General features: G+C 59.8%; 10 protein-coding genes. All 10 read right to left on the bottom strand.

Features of this window, described 5'->3' with window-relative positions:
* Positions 1–5 precede the first annotated feature (5 nt).
* The 10 genes from HGK27_RS11365 to HGK27_RS11410 all read right to left on the bottom strand — a co-directional run bounded on the left by HGK27_RS11365 (position 6) and on the right by HGK27_RS11410 (position 15,668).
* Positions 6–1,301 carry a sugar porter family MFS transporter gene (locus tag HGK27_RS11365; RefSeq protein ID WP_206240641.1) on the bottom strand — a complete coding sequence of 432 codons (1,296 nt, stop codon included), beginning with the start codon at positions 1,299–1,301 and terminating at the stop codon, positions 6–8.
* A gap of 117 nt (positions 1,302–1,418) precedes the next feature.
* Positions 1,419–2,543: a DUF2827 family protein gene (locus tag HGK27_RS11370; RefSeq protein WP_206240642.1), complete on the bottom strand. Its 1,125-nt coding sequence runs from the start codon at positions 2,541–2,543 to the stop codon at positions 1,419–1,421.
* The gene (locus tag HGK27_RS11375; protein WP_206240644.1) at positions 2,540–3,658 is read right to left on the bottom strand and encodes a DUF2827 family protein; all 1,119 of its coding nucleotides are present in this window, start codon (positions 3,656–3,658) and stop codon (positions 2,540–2,542) included. Before HGK27_RS11375 ends, HGK27_RS11370 begins: the two co-directional genes overlap by 4 nt.
* 124 nt (positions 3,659–3,782) lie before the next feature.
* Positions 3,783–4,319, bottom strand: coding sequence for a hypothetical protein (locus HGK27_RS11380; protein WP_206240646.1), 537 nt, complete (start codon positions 4,317–4,319; stop codon positions 3,783–3,785).
* Positions 4,320–4,873: 554 nt separating this feature from the next.
* Positions 4,874–7,870 carry a type I restriction endonuclease subunit R gene (locus tag HGK27_RS11385; RefSeq protein WP_206240647.1) on the bottom strand — a complete coding sequence of 999 codons (2,997 nt, stop codon included), beginning with the start codon at positions 7,868–7,870 and terminating at the stop codon, positions 4,874–4,876.
* Entirely contained in the window at positions 7,867–8,610 is a 744-nt protein-coding gene (locus HGK27_RS11390; protein ID WP_206240648.1) for a restriction endonuclease subunit S domain-containing protein, read from the bottom strand. The genes HGK27_RS11385 and HGK27_RS11390 overlap by 4 nt, the downstream gene beginning before the upstream one ends.
* Positions 8,607–10,625, bottom strand: coding sequence for a type I restriction-modification system subunit M (locus HGK27_RS11395; RefSeq protein WP_206240650.1), 2,019 nt, complete (start codon positions 10,623–10,625; stop codon positions 8,607–8,609). The genes HGK27_RS11390 and HGK27_RS11395 overlap by 4 nt, the downstream gene beginning before the upstream one ends.
* A 78-nt stretch (positions 10,626–10,703) precedes the next feature.
* Complete coding sequence (locus tag HGK27_RS11400; protein WP_206240651.1) at positions 10,704–11,021, bottom strand: HigA family addiction module antitoxin; 318 nt, start codon at positions 11,019–11,021, stop codon at positions 10,704–10,706.
* A gap of 73 nt (positions 11,022–11,094) precedes the next feature.
* Entirely contained in the window at positions 11,095–13,851 is a 2,757-nt protein-coding gene (gene mobF / locus HGK27_RS11405) for a MobF family relaxase (protein WP_206240652.1), read from the bottom strand.
* Positions 13,851–15,668 carry a type IV secretion system DNA-binding domain-containing protein gene (locus HGK27_RS11410; RefSeq protein ID WP_322099032.1) on the bottom strand — a complete coding sequence of 606 codons (1,818 nt, stop codon included), beginning with the start codon at positions 15,666–15,668 and terminating at the stop codon, positions 13,851–13,853. The genes mobF and HGK27_RS11410 overlap by 1 nt, the downstream gene beginning before the upstream one ends.
* Positions 15,669–15,671 lie beyond the last annotated feature (3 nt).

A 15,671-nucleotide genomic window follows, 5' to 3' on the forward strand; every position in this document is an offset into this window, starting at 1 on the left:
TCCCGTTACGTCTCGATGGCTTCGAGCGAGCGCTGCTTGGTTTCGGGAAAGAAGAACCACACCACCACAAACTGCGCCGCCATCATCAGCGCGAAGATGACAAAGGGCAGCCCGCGCGTATGTGCCGCCACAATCGGGAAGGCCATGGCAATGATCGCATCCATGAACCAATGCGTCGATGAGCCCAGACTTTGCCCGCGGGCACGCACGGCGGTGGGGAAGATCTCGCTGATATAGACCCAGATCACCGCGCCCTGACTGAAGGCGAAAAAGGCGATGAAGGCGATCAGCAGCCACAGCAGCCAACCCTGCCCTTGTCCGGTCAGGAAGACCGCTGCCGTGCCAGCCAGCGCCAGCGTCAGCCCCACCGCGCCGATCAGCAGCAGCGTCCGCCGCCCCAGACGGTCGATCACCGTCAGGGCCAGAGCGGTGAAGAGGAAATTGCACAGGCCGATGGTCACCGCCTGACGATCCGCCGAAAGCTGATCGAAACCGGCAGCTGCAAAGATGTCGTTGAGATAATAGAGAATGGCATTGATGCCCGAAAGCTGGTTGAACGCGGCGATCGCAAAAGCCAGCAGCATCGGCTTGCGATGCGCCGCCCAGGACAGGCGCCCGCCCGGTGCGGCATGGACCCGGTCATAGCTGGCCAGTTCGCCCTCGGGATCGGTGACGCCCAAGGCACCCAGCACCTGAAGCGCCTCGCCCCGGCGCCCGCGCGCCGCCAGCCAGCGCGGGCTGTCAGGGATGGTGAACATCAGCAGCAGAAGCAGCGCGCCGGGCACGGCGCTCACCGCGAATTTCACCGGCCAGGCGCCCGGCCCCGGCAGGATGGAGCTCACCACCGCATTGCTGAGATAGGCCAGCAGAATGCCCAGCACGATGTTGAGCTGGAACATGCCCACCATCATCCCGCGCTGTCTGGCAGGCGCGATCTCGGCCAGATAGACCGGCGCCAGCACGGATGAGGCGCCCACCGCCAGCCCCGCCATCACGCGGCAGGCCAGCAGCATGGTCCAGTCGGCAGCCAGCAGACAGCCCAGCCCCGACAGGCAGTACAGCACGGCAATCGCCCGCAACACGGAACGCGCCCCGAAACGATCCCCCGGCTTGCCCGCCACCAGCGCGCCGATCAGCGTGCCCCACAAGGCCGCCGAAACGGTGATCCCCACCGAAGTGGCATCGAGATGGAAGGCGGTGCGAAACCCTTCCGTGGTGCCCGCGATGACCGCCGTATCGAAACCGAAGAGCAAACCCGAAAGGCCGCCGACAAACACACCCTTGATCAGCGTGGCGTTCACTGTTTTGACTCTCCCGTCTTTTTTGCTCCGGCGCTTCGCGCAGGCGGCTTTGGCGGATGGTGTACGCAGTGCTCCCCGATGTCCAGCCGGGAAGCTCGCACAGCAGCCGCAGGGGCATCAATCCGGCGGGAACAGGGCCGCGAGGCGCGCCTCATAGGCCTTGACCTGCCGGTCCGCGCCCGGATCGAGCTCGGCCAGCAAGCGGGCGGCCTTGTCGCGATAGGCGGCCAGATCGTCATCATGATGGCGCAAGGCGCTCAGCAGGGTTTCGGCGCCGTCCTCCGGGTCGAAATCCTTGTAACGATAGCCGCAATCGCCCAGCAAAGGCGCGTTGTGGATCAGCGGGAAGCCGCCATGCAGCGCCTCATAATGGCGATAGCTCTGCCCCATGCCCCAATGGTGGCTGATCAACGCCTCGGCGCGGCTGCCCAGCATGGCGAAACCGGGAATGGCGTCAAAAAACTGGACCTTGCGCTGGCGCACCACATCGAGACTGTCGACGAAGTAGCAGAAATGCTGGCCTTCCATCATCGCGGCGCTGTCGCCCACGCAGATGCTCTCCACCGCCTCGGGCTGACGGCGGTAGGCGGCATCGCAGAGCATCAGCGGCAGATGGCAGGATGCCGCAGTCGACCGGTTGGGTTCGAGAATGGCCAGACGCCACGATCTGCGCCCCGGTGCGTAACGCCAGAGGACACCCTGCTCGCTGGCACTTTGCTCCAGAATGGCCGGGCTCCACAGCGGGGGCACCACATGCACATGGGCCAGCGTGGTGTAATGAAGATAGCTGCCATTGGCCGCCGCATAGGCGGGCCAGACCCAGATCTCGCGATAGAAATTGGGGGCGGGCAGCAGGGCCGTGGGGCAAGCGAAGGCCATGGCCTCACTGTCAGCGATCAGATCGCCGGTGATGCGCTGGGCCACCAGCACGCCGCCTTTGGCCGAGAAATCATGGGTCCAGTCTTCGGGCAGACGGCAGCCCATTTCAATGATCAGATCGAGGCTCTGCATCGCCTCATGCCTGCTAACCACCGGCAGCGGCGAGCGGGCGGAGGCTTCAAGCAGATCGGTTTCCCGCCCGGGTGCTGCATCCAGTGCCACGCAGCATGCCACACCTGTGCAGCGCAGCAGCACCATGGCCAGAAAGACCCCTGCCTGAAGCGCATCGCCATCCCACAGGCCCGGGGCAGTCGCGCTCAGGTCCAGCGCGATGCCGATGCGCAAGGAACGGGTATGGCTCATGCGGGTTGCTCGCTGCTGGTCAGGGCCAGCAGGCGGCGGGCATAGGCCTCCTGATTGGCGGCATCCTCGGGCGAGACAGAGGCGATCATGCGGCGGTTGCGCGCCTCATGAAAGGCCAGTTCCTGATCGTGCAGATCCAGCGCATGGGTGAGGCAGCCAAGGCCCGCGGCAATGTCATTGCCCTCATAATAATAGCCCACATCGGCGAAGAAGGGCGAATTGTGGATCAATGGATAATTGCCGTAAAGCACGTCGAGATAGAGATAATTCTGCCCCCAGTCGATCTGGTGAGAGACCACCACATTGGCCGTCTCGGCCAGCACCCTGGCGACAAACTGCCGCCCGTCCAGCGAGACCCTGCCCTCCTGCGCCAGCCGCGATCCGCCCACCAGCGCGCCAAAAACGGGATGCTCTGTCATATGTCTGGTGTTGAGATAGGTGAGATGCGCGATCCGGCCCGGATCGACCTTTTCCAGCGTCTCGCAAATGAGGAAGGGAATGGTGCTCATCTTGCCCGCCGAGCGGTTAGGCTCGAAAAGCGCGGGCCGCAGCCCCTGCCCCAGCATCCCTTCGCGATAGCCGAAATGCGAGCCCTTTTCCGTCAGCTCGGCCACCTTCTGCTCCAGAAACATCGGCGACCACAGATAGGGCAGCTCATGCACCGGGCAACGATAGAGGCTGCGCATCATCGCGGTAAAGGCGCGGTCCTTGGGGAGCAGCCAGATTTCGTCGCTGCGCTCGATGGGCGGGAAATAGTCGTTGCGCCCGAAGAGATCGGGCTCGACCAGATCCATATAGGGATGGCCGCAATTGAGATAGACAGCCTTGCCCCCGCCCGCGCGAAAGGCGCTCAGCCAATCGGGGTCTAGCGCGCCCGATACCTCGATGACGACATCGAGCGCCGTAAAGGCCTCCTGAGGGGAAAGCATCGCATAGCGCGCGCCCACCGCCCCGGCATCGCCGGGAGGGCCGCCGTCGCCGGTGTCGACCAGCAGCACCTGCTCAACAAAGGGCAGCGCTTCGAGCAGGCGGGCCAGATGATAGACATTCTGGCCGATGCCATTGCTCCAGATGTTGTGCTGGGCGCTGGTCAGGATCGAAAGGCCGATGCGCATGCGATCCGCTCGTCAGGGGTTGGGGTGGACAGCGTAACGTCTCTTGCCGGGTCCGGCAATGGAGCGCGTGGGTTTCCGGTGTGGGTGGCGGAGGTCTGCTATGGGGAAGGTATGCTGCAAGCAGTCAGGGTTGCGGATAATGACCGCGGGGAGCGATCGCATTGATCAGGCTGGTCATGGGGCTGCTGGGCTGAGACGGAGGCGGCGACAGATCACGCTCGACAGGGGGATTGTTGACGCACCCCACAAACCCGCCCGGGTTGATCTCTGCCTTCCACAGTCGCCCTTCCGCACGCCATATGAACAGCGCGGTGGTGTAGTCGAAACGCATTGGCGCAGGGCTGTGAGGCATCACGACCCATTTATCATGAAAGCACAGGCGCAAGCTGTGCTTGTCATCGATCAGAATGTCAAAGCTCTTGGTCAGGCCATCCGATTTGCGGATCAGCGTGGCTGAAACAGCCGATTTCCGCACGACCACAAAGCCATTGTCTGCGAAAGTATGTTTGCCATCCTCCGCCCATCTTACGCCCCGGTTTCCGAAAGAGGCCAGATCAAGATGCTGCATGACCGTGTCGGACGTAATGCCTTCCGGCCCACCATGACGAGGAGACGCGCCGATTGCCACCAGGGCAAGAACGATAGCCAACCTCATCACCACACTCTCGCCCCCCATGTCGCATGGACACAATGTTTCCCACCGCGAAGCTGAATGGTGCTGTAACGGCGTATCGGATGCATGATGGTGGTCGGTCTTATGCTCTCGATGTACAGAACGGGGAGTGCATCCGCTCCTCTCAGTTCTTAGCGTTATCGGCCTGCACGATGGGGCAAACGGTATAAGCTGAAAACGAAAAGCACCTGGCGACCATGCGCGAACGGATTGCCCATCTTACCGCTTATCCCGGATAGGATGGAGACAGAAAAACAGCCTTCGGCAATGAAGTAAGGCCAATTCTCTGGATGATCAGGAAATATGGTCACCCCGCAATGTGGGGGTAACGATGGTAGGGAGGAGGGACTGAAATAGGATCATTGAAATAATTGAATTATTTCTGGAAATTATGATCGTCCTTCAGACAGGGCCCCCAAAAGAGCCCTAAAAATTCTGGCCTGAAAAATCACTCGAACCGCCGACATTCGAGATTCAGAGGACCTTTCCCTTCTCACGACGTGATCTGTAGGTCAAACATGCGATCCCAGCGATAGGACAAGTTACGACGCATGAACGTCGCGGACTTGCCGAAGTGCTCGATTGAAGAAGTGGCGCGTGGCCTTGTCCCGCGCCTCCGCGTCCGTCAAAACGATGTTGCGCATCTCATTATCGCGCTGGAACATGCGGACCGCGCCTTGGAAGAACGCTTGGGCGAAGGCAGTGTAAACAACATCCGGCGGGTTATTGCGCAACATCTCCGCAAGGTCGTCGCCTAGAATCTCCTCGTTCACCTGCTCGAAGCGGATCATGTCGGTTTCGGAGAATTGCGTTCCATAACGTTCGTTGAACGCCTTGACGATCTCGGACAACTCCTTCTGCTCGTCCTCGGTGTAGGGCTTAGCCCCGAACTCGCTGATCCCTTTTAGCGCCGCCCTGTCGCCGACGGCGAGCGAGGCGTCACCCTGCTCCTTCTGCTCAACCTTGAACTTTTGTAGCCGGAGCATGTCGTCAGTGATTTCAATTTCGGGTGGGATCTGCCGGTTGGGAAGGAGGCGAGCGAGCCATGCGCCGTATGAGTAGAGCTTTTCCAAGCTCGTATCCTCCAGCCTCATCACCTGCGCGATAAAGCTATAGAAACGCATATAGCTGCGCAGAAGTTGGCGGAACTCCTCCTGCCGCCCCTCATCGTCATCAGCTTCAAACCGGGCGACGGCCTCACGGACAAGCCCTTCGAGCCGCGCACGGTCCACGCCATCGAGTTGCCCCTTGTAGTAAGTCGCCGCAAATCGCTCAATCTCTTCCTTATCGAGATAGGCGAATTTGAACAGCCGTCCTTCAAGGTCGTAAACGAGATTAGGATCGGAGTTGGCTTCGAGCGCTGTCACCTCGAAATATGGGCGGAAGGCATCCTGTATGTCCTCGATGATATTTTGGAAGTCGAGGATATAGGTCTGGTCCTTACCGGGCCGGGTGCGGTTCAGACGCGATAGAGTTTGCACGGCCTGTAAGCCCGCCAGTTTGCGGTCCACATACATAGCGCAGAGTTTCGGCTGGTCAAAGCCGGTCTGGTATTTCTCGGCGACGATCAGGATTTGATACTGGTCGGGATAGGGCGTGCCGTCTGGCTTAAAGCCATCGAATCGGCCCGGCAGTTCGGTTTCGGCAAAGCCTGTCAGGTCGGCTTCTGTGTAGGTTTGGCCATCGAAGGTCAGTTCGCCCGAGAAGGCGACAAGCGCACGGAGGTCGCGATAGTCTTGCGCCTTGATGTAGTCGCGCACACCGAAGAAGTAGCGCAGCGCATGATCGCGGCTGCCTGTAACGATCATTGCCTTGGCCTGTCCGTCAAGCATTTTCGCGACATGGCGGCGAAAATGCTCGACAATTATCTCGACCTTCTGGCCGATGGCGGTAGGATGTAGATTGGCATAGCGCGCAACTCGGCGCTGGCCGCGCCGCCCACTTAGCTGCGGGTCGTCTTCGATAGCTTTTTCCAGTTCGTAATAGGCCTTGTAGGTCATGTAATTCTGCAGAACGTTCAGAATGAAGCCCTCTTCGATGGCTTGGCGCATCGAATAGAGATGGAACGGGTGCGGAAGTCCGTCTGGACCCTTGGTGCCAAAGCGTTCCAGCGTGACATTGCGCGGGGTCGCGGTGAAGGCGAAGAAACTGATATTCGCCTGCGGTCCGCGCGCCTTTTGATAGGCGGCGATGATATCCTCTATATCGTCGCTGGAATCCGCCTCGCGCGTGAGCGCGTCGGTCATGGCTTGGGCGGACTTGCCGGACTGGCTGCTGTGTGCCTCGTCCACGATGACGGCGAAGGTGCGATCGCCCAGACCGGAAATCGCTTTCAAATGATCAGTAGAGAATTTCTGGATCGTAGTGACAATGATGCGCGCGCCTCTGGCGATGGCCTGCTTAAGCTGCTTCGATGTGCCGTCTATTTTGCGCACAACTCCCTGCGTCTGCTCGAACTGCGAGACTGTGTTTTGAAGCTGACGGTCCAACACAATGCGGTCGGTGACGATGATTGCAGTGTTGAATACCGCCTTGTCATCCGCGTCATGAAGGTTGATCGCGTGGTGGGCGAGCCAGCCGATGGTGTTGGATTTGCCTGAACCTGCCGAGTGTTGGATCAGGTAGTTGCGTCCCGCGCCAAACTGACCTGCGTGCGCCATAAGCCTGCACACGGCGTCAAGCTGCTGGAAGCGCGGAAAGATCAAGGCCTCGTTCTTGCCGCTGGTATCAAGGTTTACGAACCGCCCGATGATGTCGAGCAGCACGGCGCGGGAGAATATCGCCGCGCCCCATTCGCCAGAGTTGTAGAGATAGGCAACGCGGAACTCGTCCTCAATGTCGGGATTCCCGGCCCCGCCATCGCGGCCACGGTTGAAGGGCAGGAAACGGGTGCGGCCATTTTGCAGCCGCGTGGTCATGGACACATTGTCCTCGTCCAGTGCAAAATGGACCAAGGCCCCGCGCTTGAAGGTCAGCAACGGTTCTCCCGCTGGTGAACGGTCCTGCCGATATTGCTTTTCGGCGTGACGGAAATTGGAGCCGGTAAGGAGGTTCTTGGCCTCCATTGTGGCGACGGGCAGGCCGTTGAGGAACAAGGCCACGTCCAACCGCCCCCCGTGGCGTTCGCTATATTCAACCTCCTTCATCACCGAGAGGATATTGGCCTCGTATTCGGCGACGCGCTTGGGTTCCAAGCTGCTAGCGGGCCGGAAATAACAAAGGGAGAACTTGATGCCGGGGACAATCTTGATTCCCTGCCGCAACACATCAAGCAGTCCGCGATCTTTAAGGGACTTTTCAAGCTGCTTGAAAAACGTGTCTTCCGCCGCAGTAGTGTAATGCTCTTCCAGCTTGGCCCATTCTTCGGGCTGAGTGTTTTGAACGAAACTCAAGACCAAAGCCCTATCCATCGCCAGCCCACGGTGGTAATCGATCTTGGTATTGCGCAATTCATAGCCCTCACCCGCGACAAGGCGGGCGATCAGGTGGTCCTGTACCACCTGTTCCTTATGGAGGTTGTGAGCGGCGGACTGCTTCATTCGGAAACCTCATTCTCATCCCGATGGGTCGCAGCGGCAGCGGCCAATCTTTGCATCAACTTATCAGAAATCTCTTCGTGAGCGACGGATGTAGAGGCCATGATAGCCTGCACAATGGCCGCTTGGCGCCTCTTGGCCAGCAGGGACAGGAGTGATCCTTCAGTTGCCACTTGAACCGCTCTATTACCGCCAATTTGAGAAACTATGGAATCTATGGCGAACAGGGATTTTTTTAAACGCCCTGTTATTTCCCTCTGCTCCGACAGGTCGGGAGAAAGAATCCAATCGTTTGGAAAATCATTGAAGCTTATAGATTGCCTGACCCCGCCCCCTAGTGAATAGTAATATTTCGATATGTCCAAGGCATACAAGAAATAATACCAATACTCAGGGTCATCGCCCTGCGAAGCGTGCACAGCATCATATGCGGACGTTACAATCCCCCGCTCTTTCACTAGTCCCTGACGTAGACTGCGCTTGTCATTTTGGAGGTCCGTCAATCGAAGAACGATGTCTCCCGGTTCAACAATCTGGTATCCTTCAAAAGAAGCAGGGACCAGACCTTCAGCGCTCTCTATATCTTTGCGAATGATGTTACCGTAACTCAGCGAAAGAAGATTTTTCTCTTTCAGACCTTCATTTTTATTAGACTTCCTGATTCTCAATACATGCTTGAGCTTTCTAGGCATCCAATGAGGCGGCGGCTCGATCCCAGTGACCTTAGATTGAAGAGAGATCATAGTGTGACTTCCATAAGGAGATCAGATATATCGGCGCGCATACTCTCAATTGCCTTATCTATTTGTTCCATGCTTTCCGGCCTGTAGAACTGAAAGAAATATCTATTGAAGTTAATGGCGTATCCGACGCGACCGACCCCTCTATCCTTTGGGTCAATATATTGTTCATCAACCCAAGCGTCTGAAAAGAACGGTGTCACCTCGCGCGCGACATACTCGCGCCAATCCTCTTTCAGCGGCACAAGTTCGTGGTCGCGCAGGTCGGTATCCGGCTCGGGATTGCCATATTTGTCGGCACAGATGTCGGCTTCTTCATCGCGCTCGGAAAGTGCCGAAAGGATCGCCTTCTTGACCGGTCCGGCGATTGCCACGCCCTCGTCCTTGAGCGCTTTGGTCAAAACCTTGTTGAAGGCATCGCGGTTCATGAAGAGCGCGTCGTCCATGCTTAACAAGACGACCTCGATCTCTTCCCGCTCGTCGTCGGGCAGGCGGGCAAACACTTTCTCATCAGCTAGACGGGCGATCCGCTCTTGGCTCGCCCGAAAATTAAGGCGCAACGGGCGCTCGACACGGATTTCGCGGTAGCCGAAGTCCGCAACGTCAAAGATTTTGGCAACGCCGCCTTCACCGCTGCCGCCGTTCAGGAAGCCTTCATAGATACGCACAATGTCGGCGCGGGCTTCTTCGGGAATCTCGCGGCGCTTGGAGCCGAGGGATTTGCGCATAGAACGCCAAAACCGCTCGCCGCTGGCGTCGATCAACTGCACCTTGCCCCGGCGATTGTCGGGCTTGCGGTTGGTCAGCAGCCATACATAGGTCTGGATGCCGGTGTTGTAGAACAGATCGGTGGGCAGCGCGACAATCGCTTCGACCCAATCATCTTCGAACATCCAGCGGCGGATTTCGCTTTCGCCGGACCCGGCCCCGCCCGTGAACAGGGGCGAGCCGTTCATGACGATGCCTATGCGCGAGCCGATTTCATCGTCGCGCATTTTCGAGATCATGTGTTGCAGAAAGAGAAGCTGGCCATCGGAAATGCGCGGCGTTCCTGCGCCGAAACGACCATCAAAGCCAAGGGAATCGACTTCGTCCTTGATCGCGTCTTGATACTTTTTCCAGTCCACGCCGTAGGGAGGGTTGGACAGCATGTAGTGGAATTTCTTTTCCTTATGAGAGTCTTGTGTGAGCGTGTTGCCGAAGGCGATCTGCTCGGGATCGTGGCCTGTTACAAGCATGTCGGATTTGCAGATGCCAAAGGATTCCCCGTTCAATTCCTGCCCGAACAATTCGACCCGGATTGAGGGATTGAACTCCTGCAAGGCGGCTTCGGTGAGGGCGAGCATACCGCCCGTGCCGCAGGCCGGATCATAGACTTGCCGGATGATGCCGCGTCCGGTCAGCTTAGTATCGTCATTGGCGATCAGCAAGTCCACGATCAGGCGTATCACCTCGCGCGGGGTGAAGTGTTCGCCCGCCGTCTCGTTGGAGATTTCCGAGAAGCGGCGGATCAGTTCCTCGAAGAGATAGCCCATCTCTATATTGCTGACCGCATCGGGATGCAGGTTGATCTCAGTGAAACGCTCAAAGACGTTCCAAATGATACCCCCTTCCTTGAGGCGCTTAAGCTGGTCGGTAAACAGGAATTTATCGAGAAAGATGTCGCGAACGTTTGCCGAAAATTTGGTGATGTAATCGACCAAGTTTGCGTGAAGCTGGCTGGGGTCTTGACCCTTGAGGGTGGCCAGCGTGAAACGGGACAGGTTGTAGACTTTCACATTCCCGCCCACCGCGCCGAACAAAATCATGTCGCGGGTGGCGTCGTCTACGCCCTCGGGAACCGAATTGGCGGCTTCAAGAACGGCGGCTTTGGTAGAGGCAAGGATGCAGTCGAGGCGGCGCAATACGACAAAGGGTAAAATGACCTTCCCATATTCAGACTGCTTGAAGTCACCGCGTAGAATCTCGGCAATTGACCACACAAACCCGCCAAGGGTGCGAACTTCTTCTCTTTGCATCAGTTAATATCTCGCCGTTCTCGAATTTATAAACGCGACCACTACCCACCCGATCTGGGTCACTTAGGCCAGTTGTTGCTAATCGTCTCGCTGCTTCCATTTGAAAGGAAAAACTCTAATTTCCGCTTCCCTTTTGCGAGTCTGCGCGATGTCGTAGCTGCTTTGCATCTGCATGAGGGTATCCATCGACACCCCAAATCCCTTCTCGATACGCAGCGCCATTTCAGGCGACAGGTTCGCGCGCTCATTAAGCAAGGTCGAAAGTGTAGCGCGCGTAACGCCCAGCACGTCCGCTGCGGCTGTGACCGACAAGCCCAACGGCTCTATGATCTCATGCTTGATGAAACCGCCGGGGTGGGCCGGATTTTTCAAGCGAATATCTGCAATCGCGGTCATAGCTGCCCCCCTGGATCGTGCGGCGTTGGGCGACGCTATACAGATGTCGGCGTGCAAACAAACCCTATCTTCATCACAGCCCGGCCCCCGCTGCCTTGGCGGCCGCTGGCGTGGGCATGGCGGCTTGCACAAGGGCAGTCTGGACCTGTCCCGCGCGCTCGTTGATGGCCGATACTAGCTTGCCCCGGTCATTGGTGAAGACCGTCGCAGTCTCCTTGGCGCGGGAAATCCCAACGTAAAAGCTCTTCTGATCCACCAGATTGGCTGCCTTGCTGTCGGCATGGATCATGACGTGATCGGCGGTACGCCCTTGAGCGGCAAAGGCCGTGTCCACATAGGCATGGCGGAGATGCTGGTCGCGAGCAGCATCAATGTTCAGCGTTTCAGTCCTCCCGCGTGAAGTCTGGATGGTGGCGCAGCGAGCCCTTTCGTCCACTGCGACAACCTCGCACCGCCCACCATTGATCCGCCCCACCTGCCGGTCATTGCGGGTGAACTGGATGCGGTCGCCCGCCTTCAATTCCAGCGATTGGGGCGCAAAGGCTTGGCTCTGCCCGGCTCCCCATTGCCGCAAGCGCCAATCCACCTCCCCGCCACCCTCCGATCTCAGGGTGATGGCTGCTTTGGCCGGATCGATGGCCTCCACCCGATAAGCCTCGCCCCGGCTCACACCCTTGTCGGCATAATCGCGGGTGAAGCGCACCACATCGCCTTTGTCATAGCTCAGTGGATCACGGGCCTCGGCACGGGTCAGCCCCTTGTTCGTAAGGCTCTGCATGGTGACAACTGGGCCGGTAAGCACACCCGCTCTGGTGAGCGCATCGCGAATATCAGCCGTCAGCACATCCCGCCCCTCCCGCGAAGGCTCGATAACAAGGGTACGGATACGCGCCGCTTTGTCCATACCGGCATATTGCTCGGCCATGGCGGCAAAGCGTTCGGCCTGATCCGCATTCTCGATAATCCGGCCTCCGCCGCTATCCAGCGCAGCGAGCGCCTTCTTGGCATCACCCTCGATGGAAGCCAGCACGGCCTCTTTCGTGGCCTCATTGGTCTGCCGGACAATCTCGCTTAGTTTCGCGGTTTCCATCCCGGCGCCCTGCAATTGGGCAAAGGCCGCGCCCGCCTCGACCGATCCAAGCTGCTGCACATCCCCTACCAACACCACGCGGGCATTGTGCCGTTCAGCGAGGTCAAAGAGCCGGGCAGTATCGCGGGCCGACAGTAAGGATGCCTCATCGACAATCCACGCGGCGGGCTGCCCCTGATTGGGCAGCTCTGGCGACAGCAGATGGCGGGCGACAGTATCGCTCCTTGCGCCTAGCGCCTCGCCCAGCACCATCGCAGCTGACGCAGTTGGGGCCAAGGCAATGATCTGCACACCCTGCGCCTCGGCCTCGTGGGCAAAGGTCGCTAAAACGGTCGTGGTCTTGGCCGTGCCCGCATAGCCTTGCAATGCTGTGATACGGTTTTCGCTGGACAGAAGCTGCTCGGTGGCGGCCCGCTGGTCGGCATTCCAGCCAAAGCCCACCCGCTCCGCCTGAGCCGAGGCGGTAGCCACGGCTTTGGCTGCGGCAAGCGGCGATGCGATAGAAGACAATGTCCCGCGCCCTTCCGCCTCGATCCGCAGCATCTTTGTCTCGATCTCGACATTCTGGCGGGTAGTGAAGCCAGAAAACTCGGCGCCGCGCCGGTCCAGAAAGGTCCGGTCGATTAATTCGCCCTGTTTCGTGGCGGCAGCGATAGCCTCGCCAATCTGGGCATATCCCACTTTGCCCAGCCCGGCTCGCCCGGCCTCTTCCTGCAAGGCGGCGGCGGAAAACACCGATTGCCGCTCGCCCAGCTTCTCAGCTGCATGCGCAACGGCCCGATCTGCCATGGTTGCCTGCCGGGCCATATCCGCCCGGTGAGATGGGCTTGCCGCTCTGGCCTCGGCCTGTTCGATCATGGCCAACCGGGTTGCCGGGCCGAAACCGACTTGTTTGGCGGTTTCTCGCCATTCGGCAACTAGGGTGGTGTGATCGGTGGCAACCTTGGCGGCGCGGGTGTCGAGCGTAGCCATCTGCTTTTCGGCGGCACTGGCGGTATCACGCGAGGAGCCGCGTTCCCCCAGCGCCGCCTCGATCTCGGCGCTACGGGTGCTGAACGCCGCAATGACCTCCACGGACAGGCCCTTGATCTCGAACATGGAGTCCTTGCCCGGCTCGATCTCATAGCCAAGCTCCCGCACTTTCACGGCCAGCTCCTGCCGGTAGATCGCGCCGATTTGCTTCTGAAGCTGGTAGATCGCGCGGGGTTCAAGACTGCGCCACGCGCCATCCTCGCCCTGTGTCACATTCATGATGACGTTATGGGTATGAAGCTGCGGGTCTTGCGCCCGGCTCGTGCCATGCTGGAAACTGGCAACGACAAGATTGCCGGTCGCCTCCCGGTTGACGCTGCCGCCCTCCCTGACACGGGTAGCCGCCATATGCTGTTCAACGTGAGCCATCGCCGTTTGCACCGCTTCGCCATGGGCTACGATCAGCCTGCGGTCGCCCGCAACCTCGGCCATCACCGAAACGGACTTGGGCGCGCTTAGGGTAACATCCCAGCCGGGGCGATGCTCAAGCTGGCCTCCCCGGAAGGTGCCAAGCTGCTGATCGCCAACCTTCCCTTCCAAAAGGTCGCGGAACTGTTCGCGGTCCACCTCGCCGGACAGGCCGAGGACCTGCGCGCCTTTGCCCTGCCATTGCGAGGGCGAAGGGCCACCCTCCGAATAATAGTCGTCAGCCTCGTAATAGCTGGCGGCCTGTGCCGAACTGGTCAGCGCGGAAACGGAGGCCACCATCACACTGGCCCCTGAGTGCGGGGTGATGACGATGGGGGCAATGTCCCCTCGGGCGTCGGGGACGACGGCGGCGCGGCGGCGGTCGTCCTTTCCCAAAGGGTGTTCTTGGGATCGCCGGGAAGGAAACCCGCCATGCGCGCAGGACCGCGCCGCGCGATATGATCTGCGGCCAATTTGATACGCGCCACCGGCAGGCCATCGGGAAAGAGAAGATACCCCTCGAATTTGGGCAGGCGTAATTCGCTCTCCAGCACGGCAGGCCGCATCTTCCGCGTCACCCCCAAGGTGGTGCGAGGCCCATCATCGCCCTCGGCCAGCGCATCGGTCATCGTATGAATCTCGACCTCGCATTCCCCGATGGTCTGGCTGGCCCATTGCCGGGTTTCGCTGTCGATGATTTGCAGGAACAGCTTGGTGTTGCAGCAGCCCAGCATGGATTCGGCAATCTGCGGCCCATAGCGGTGCTGCATCTGCCCCAGCGCCTGAAAAGTCAGGATCGCGGCGGCGCCGAACTTGCGGCCTTCGGGCAGGAGCCGCGCCAGATTATCGACGCGAGGAAGATCGGCCAACTCGTCCAGCACGAACCAGATACGCCGGTCGGGCGAAGGCGGCAGGCCAAGTACGGCGCTGGCGGCGCATTCCAGCCAGCAGGCGAGCAAGGGCTTCGACGCCTCGAAATAGTCCTCCTTGCGCGGAACGAAGATCCAAGGGCGGGCGCCCTTCCGCTTGTCCAGCCCGTGGATGAAGTCACGAAAAGCGAAGGGCGTGCCCCCGCTGTCCTCGATGCGGAGGAACTGGATCAGGTCGGCGGCTTTGGCGAGCATGAACAAGACGCTGCCTGTTGCCCGGTCGGCATCGTCCGCGAAGGTTCGGGCTGATGAGCTCGTGGCCAGCCATTCCTTCAGATCATCCTTGGTGCGATTTTGCAGAGCATGCAGCAGGTCGGCCAAGGTGCATTTCCCGTCGCGCCAGAGCGCGCGGATCATGTTGGCGACAAGGATGCGGCTGGTGTCGAGCCACACATCGCTGTCGTGCTGGCCGGTCTCGGTGATTAGCTGGTGCGCGATCCGGTCGGCGTCGGCGGGATGTTTCATCTCGGCGAAGGGCGACCAGAAGGCGCAGCGGGCATCGAACGGGTTCAGGACGATGTCGCCCCGCTCGGGCCTGTAATAGTGGGCGATGAACTCTCCGCTGGTGTCGTAGACCAAGGCGGCTTCACCCCGCGCCTCGATACCGTCAAGCAACTGGCGCAGGGCGGTCGTCTTGCCTGAACCGGTCGTGCCGATCATTGCCATATGGCGCGTTTCCAGCCGCGAAGGGATTGGCACAGTGCCGATAGACAGGGGAGCCTTACCCGCCTCTTTGCGGGTCAGCTTGGCCAAATCCTTCTCGGTCGTCGTCGCCGTTCCGGCAATCCATCGGTCGGCCAACAGCTTCTCGCGGCGGTAGAGCGTTACACGACGCCGGGCAAGCAAGAGGCCAAACGAGCCCGTGAAGCCAAGCAAGCCGCCCCATTTGGCAAAGGTCCAGACCTGCCTGACCCTCCGCTGAAAGTAGGGGTGCGCGATGATCTGGCGTGCCGATCTGCCCGGAAGCACCTGCCCCCCGATATGGACATCGACCTCGGTATCCTTGGCCCAAGCCGATACGACCCATAGCTTAGCCTGGGCCCAGTGATACGTCTCGGTGGCGACAATCGCGTCCCGGCCTGCCATCCCATAGGGCAAGGCCATCCCGACTAGTGCGGTTGAGACAAGCATGGCGATAGCTTGCCGTTTGAATTGGGCGACGCTTCTGCCTTGCTGCTGCTTGTGCAAGGC

Source organism: Novosphingobium terrae (assembly GCF_017163935.1).
In the GTDB taxonomy this organism is placed as follows: Bacteria; Pseudomonadota; Alphaproteobacteria; order Sphingomonadales; family Sphingomonadaceae; genus Novosphingobium; species Novosphingobium terrae.

Excerpts from the sequence above, each read along its gene's own strand:
- HGK27_RS11370 (WP_206240642.1), bottom strand. The coding sequence starts at position 2,543 with ATGAGCCATACCCGTTCCTTGCGCATCGGCATCGCGCTGGACCTGAGC.
- HGK27_RS11375 (WP_206240644.1), bottom strand. The coding sequence starts at position 3,658 with ATGCGCATCGGCCTTTCGATCCTGACCAGCGCCCAGCACAACATCTGG.
- HGK27_RS11385 (WP_206240647.1), bottom strand. The coding sequence starts at position 7,870 with ATGAAGCAGTCCGCCGCTCACAACCTCCATAAGGAACAGGTGGTACAG.
- HGK27_RS11390 (WP_206240648.1), bottom strand. The coding sequence starts at position 8,610 with ATGATCTCTCTTCAATCTAAGGTCACTGGGATCGAGCCGCCGCCTCAT.
- HGK27_RS11395 (WP_206240650.1), bottom strand. The coding sequence starts at position 10,625 with ATGCAAAGAGAAGAAGTTCGCACCCTTGGCGGGTTTGTGTGGTCAATT.
- HGK27_RS11400 (WP_206240651.1), bottom strand. The coding sequence starts at position 11,021 with ATGACCGCGATTGCAGATATTCGCTTGAAAAATCCGGCCCACCCCGGC.
- mobF (WP_206240652.1), bottom strand. The coding sequence starts at position 13,851 with ATGGTGGCCTCCGTTTCCGCGCTGACCAGTTCGGCACAGGCCGCCAGC.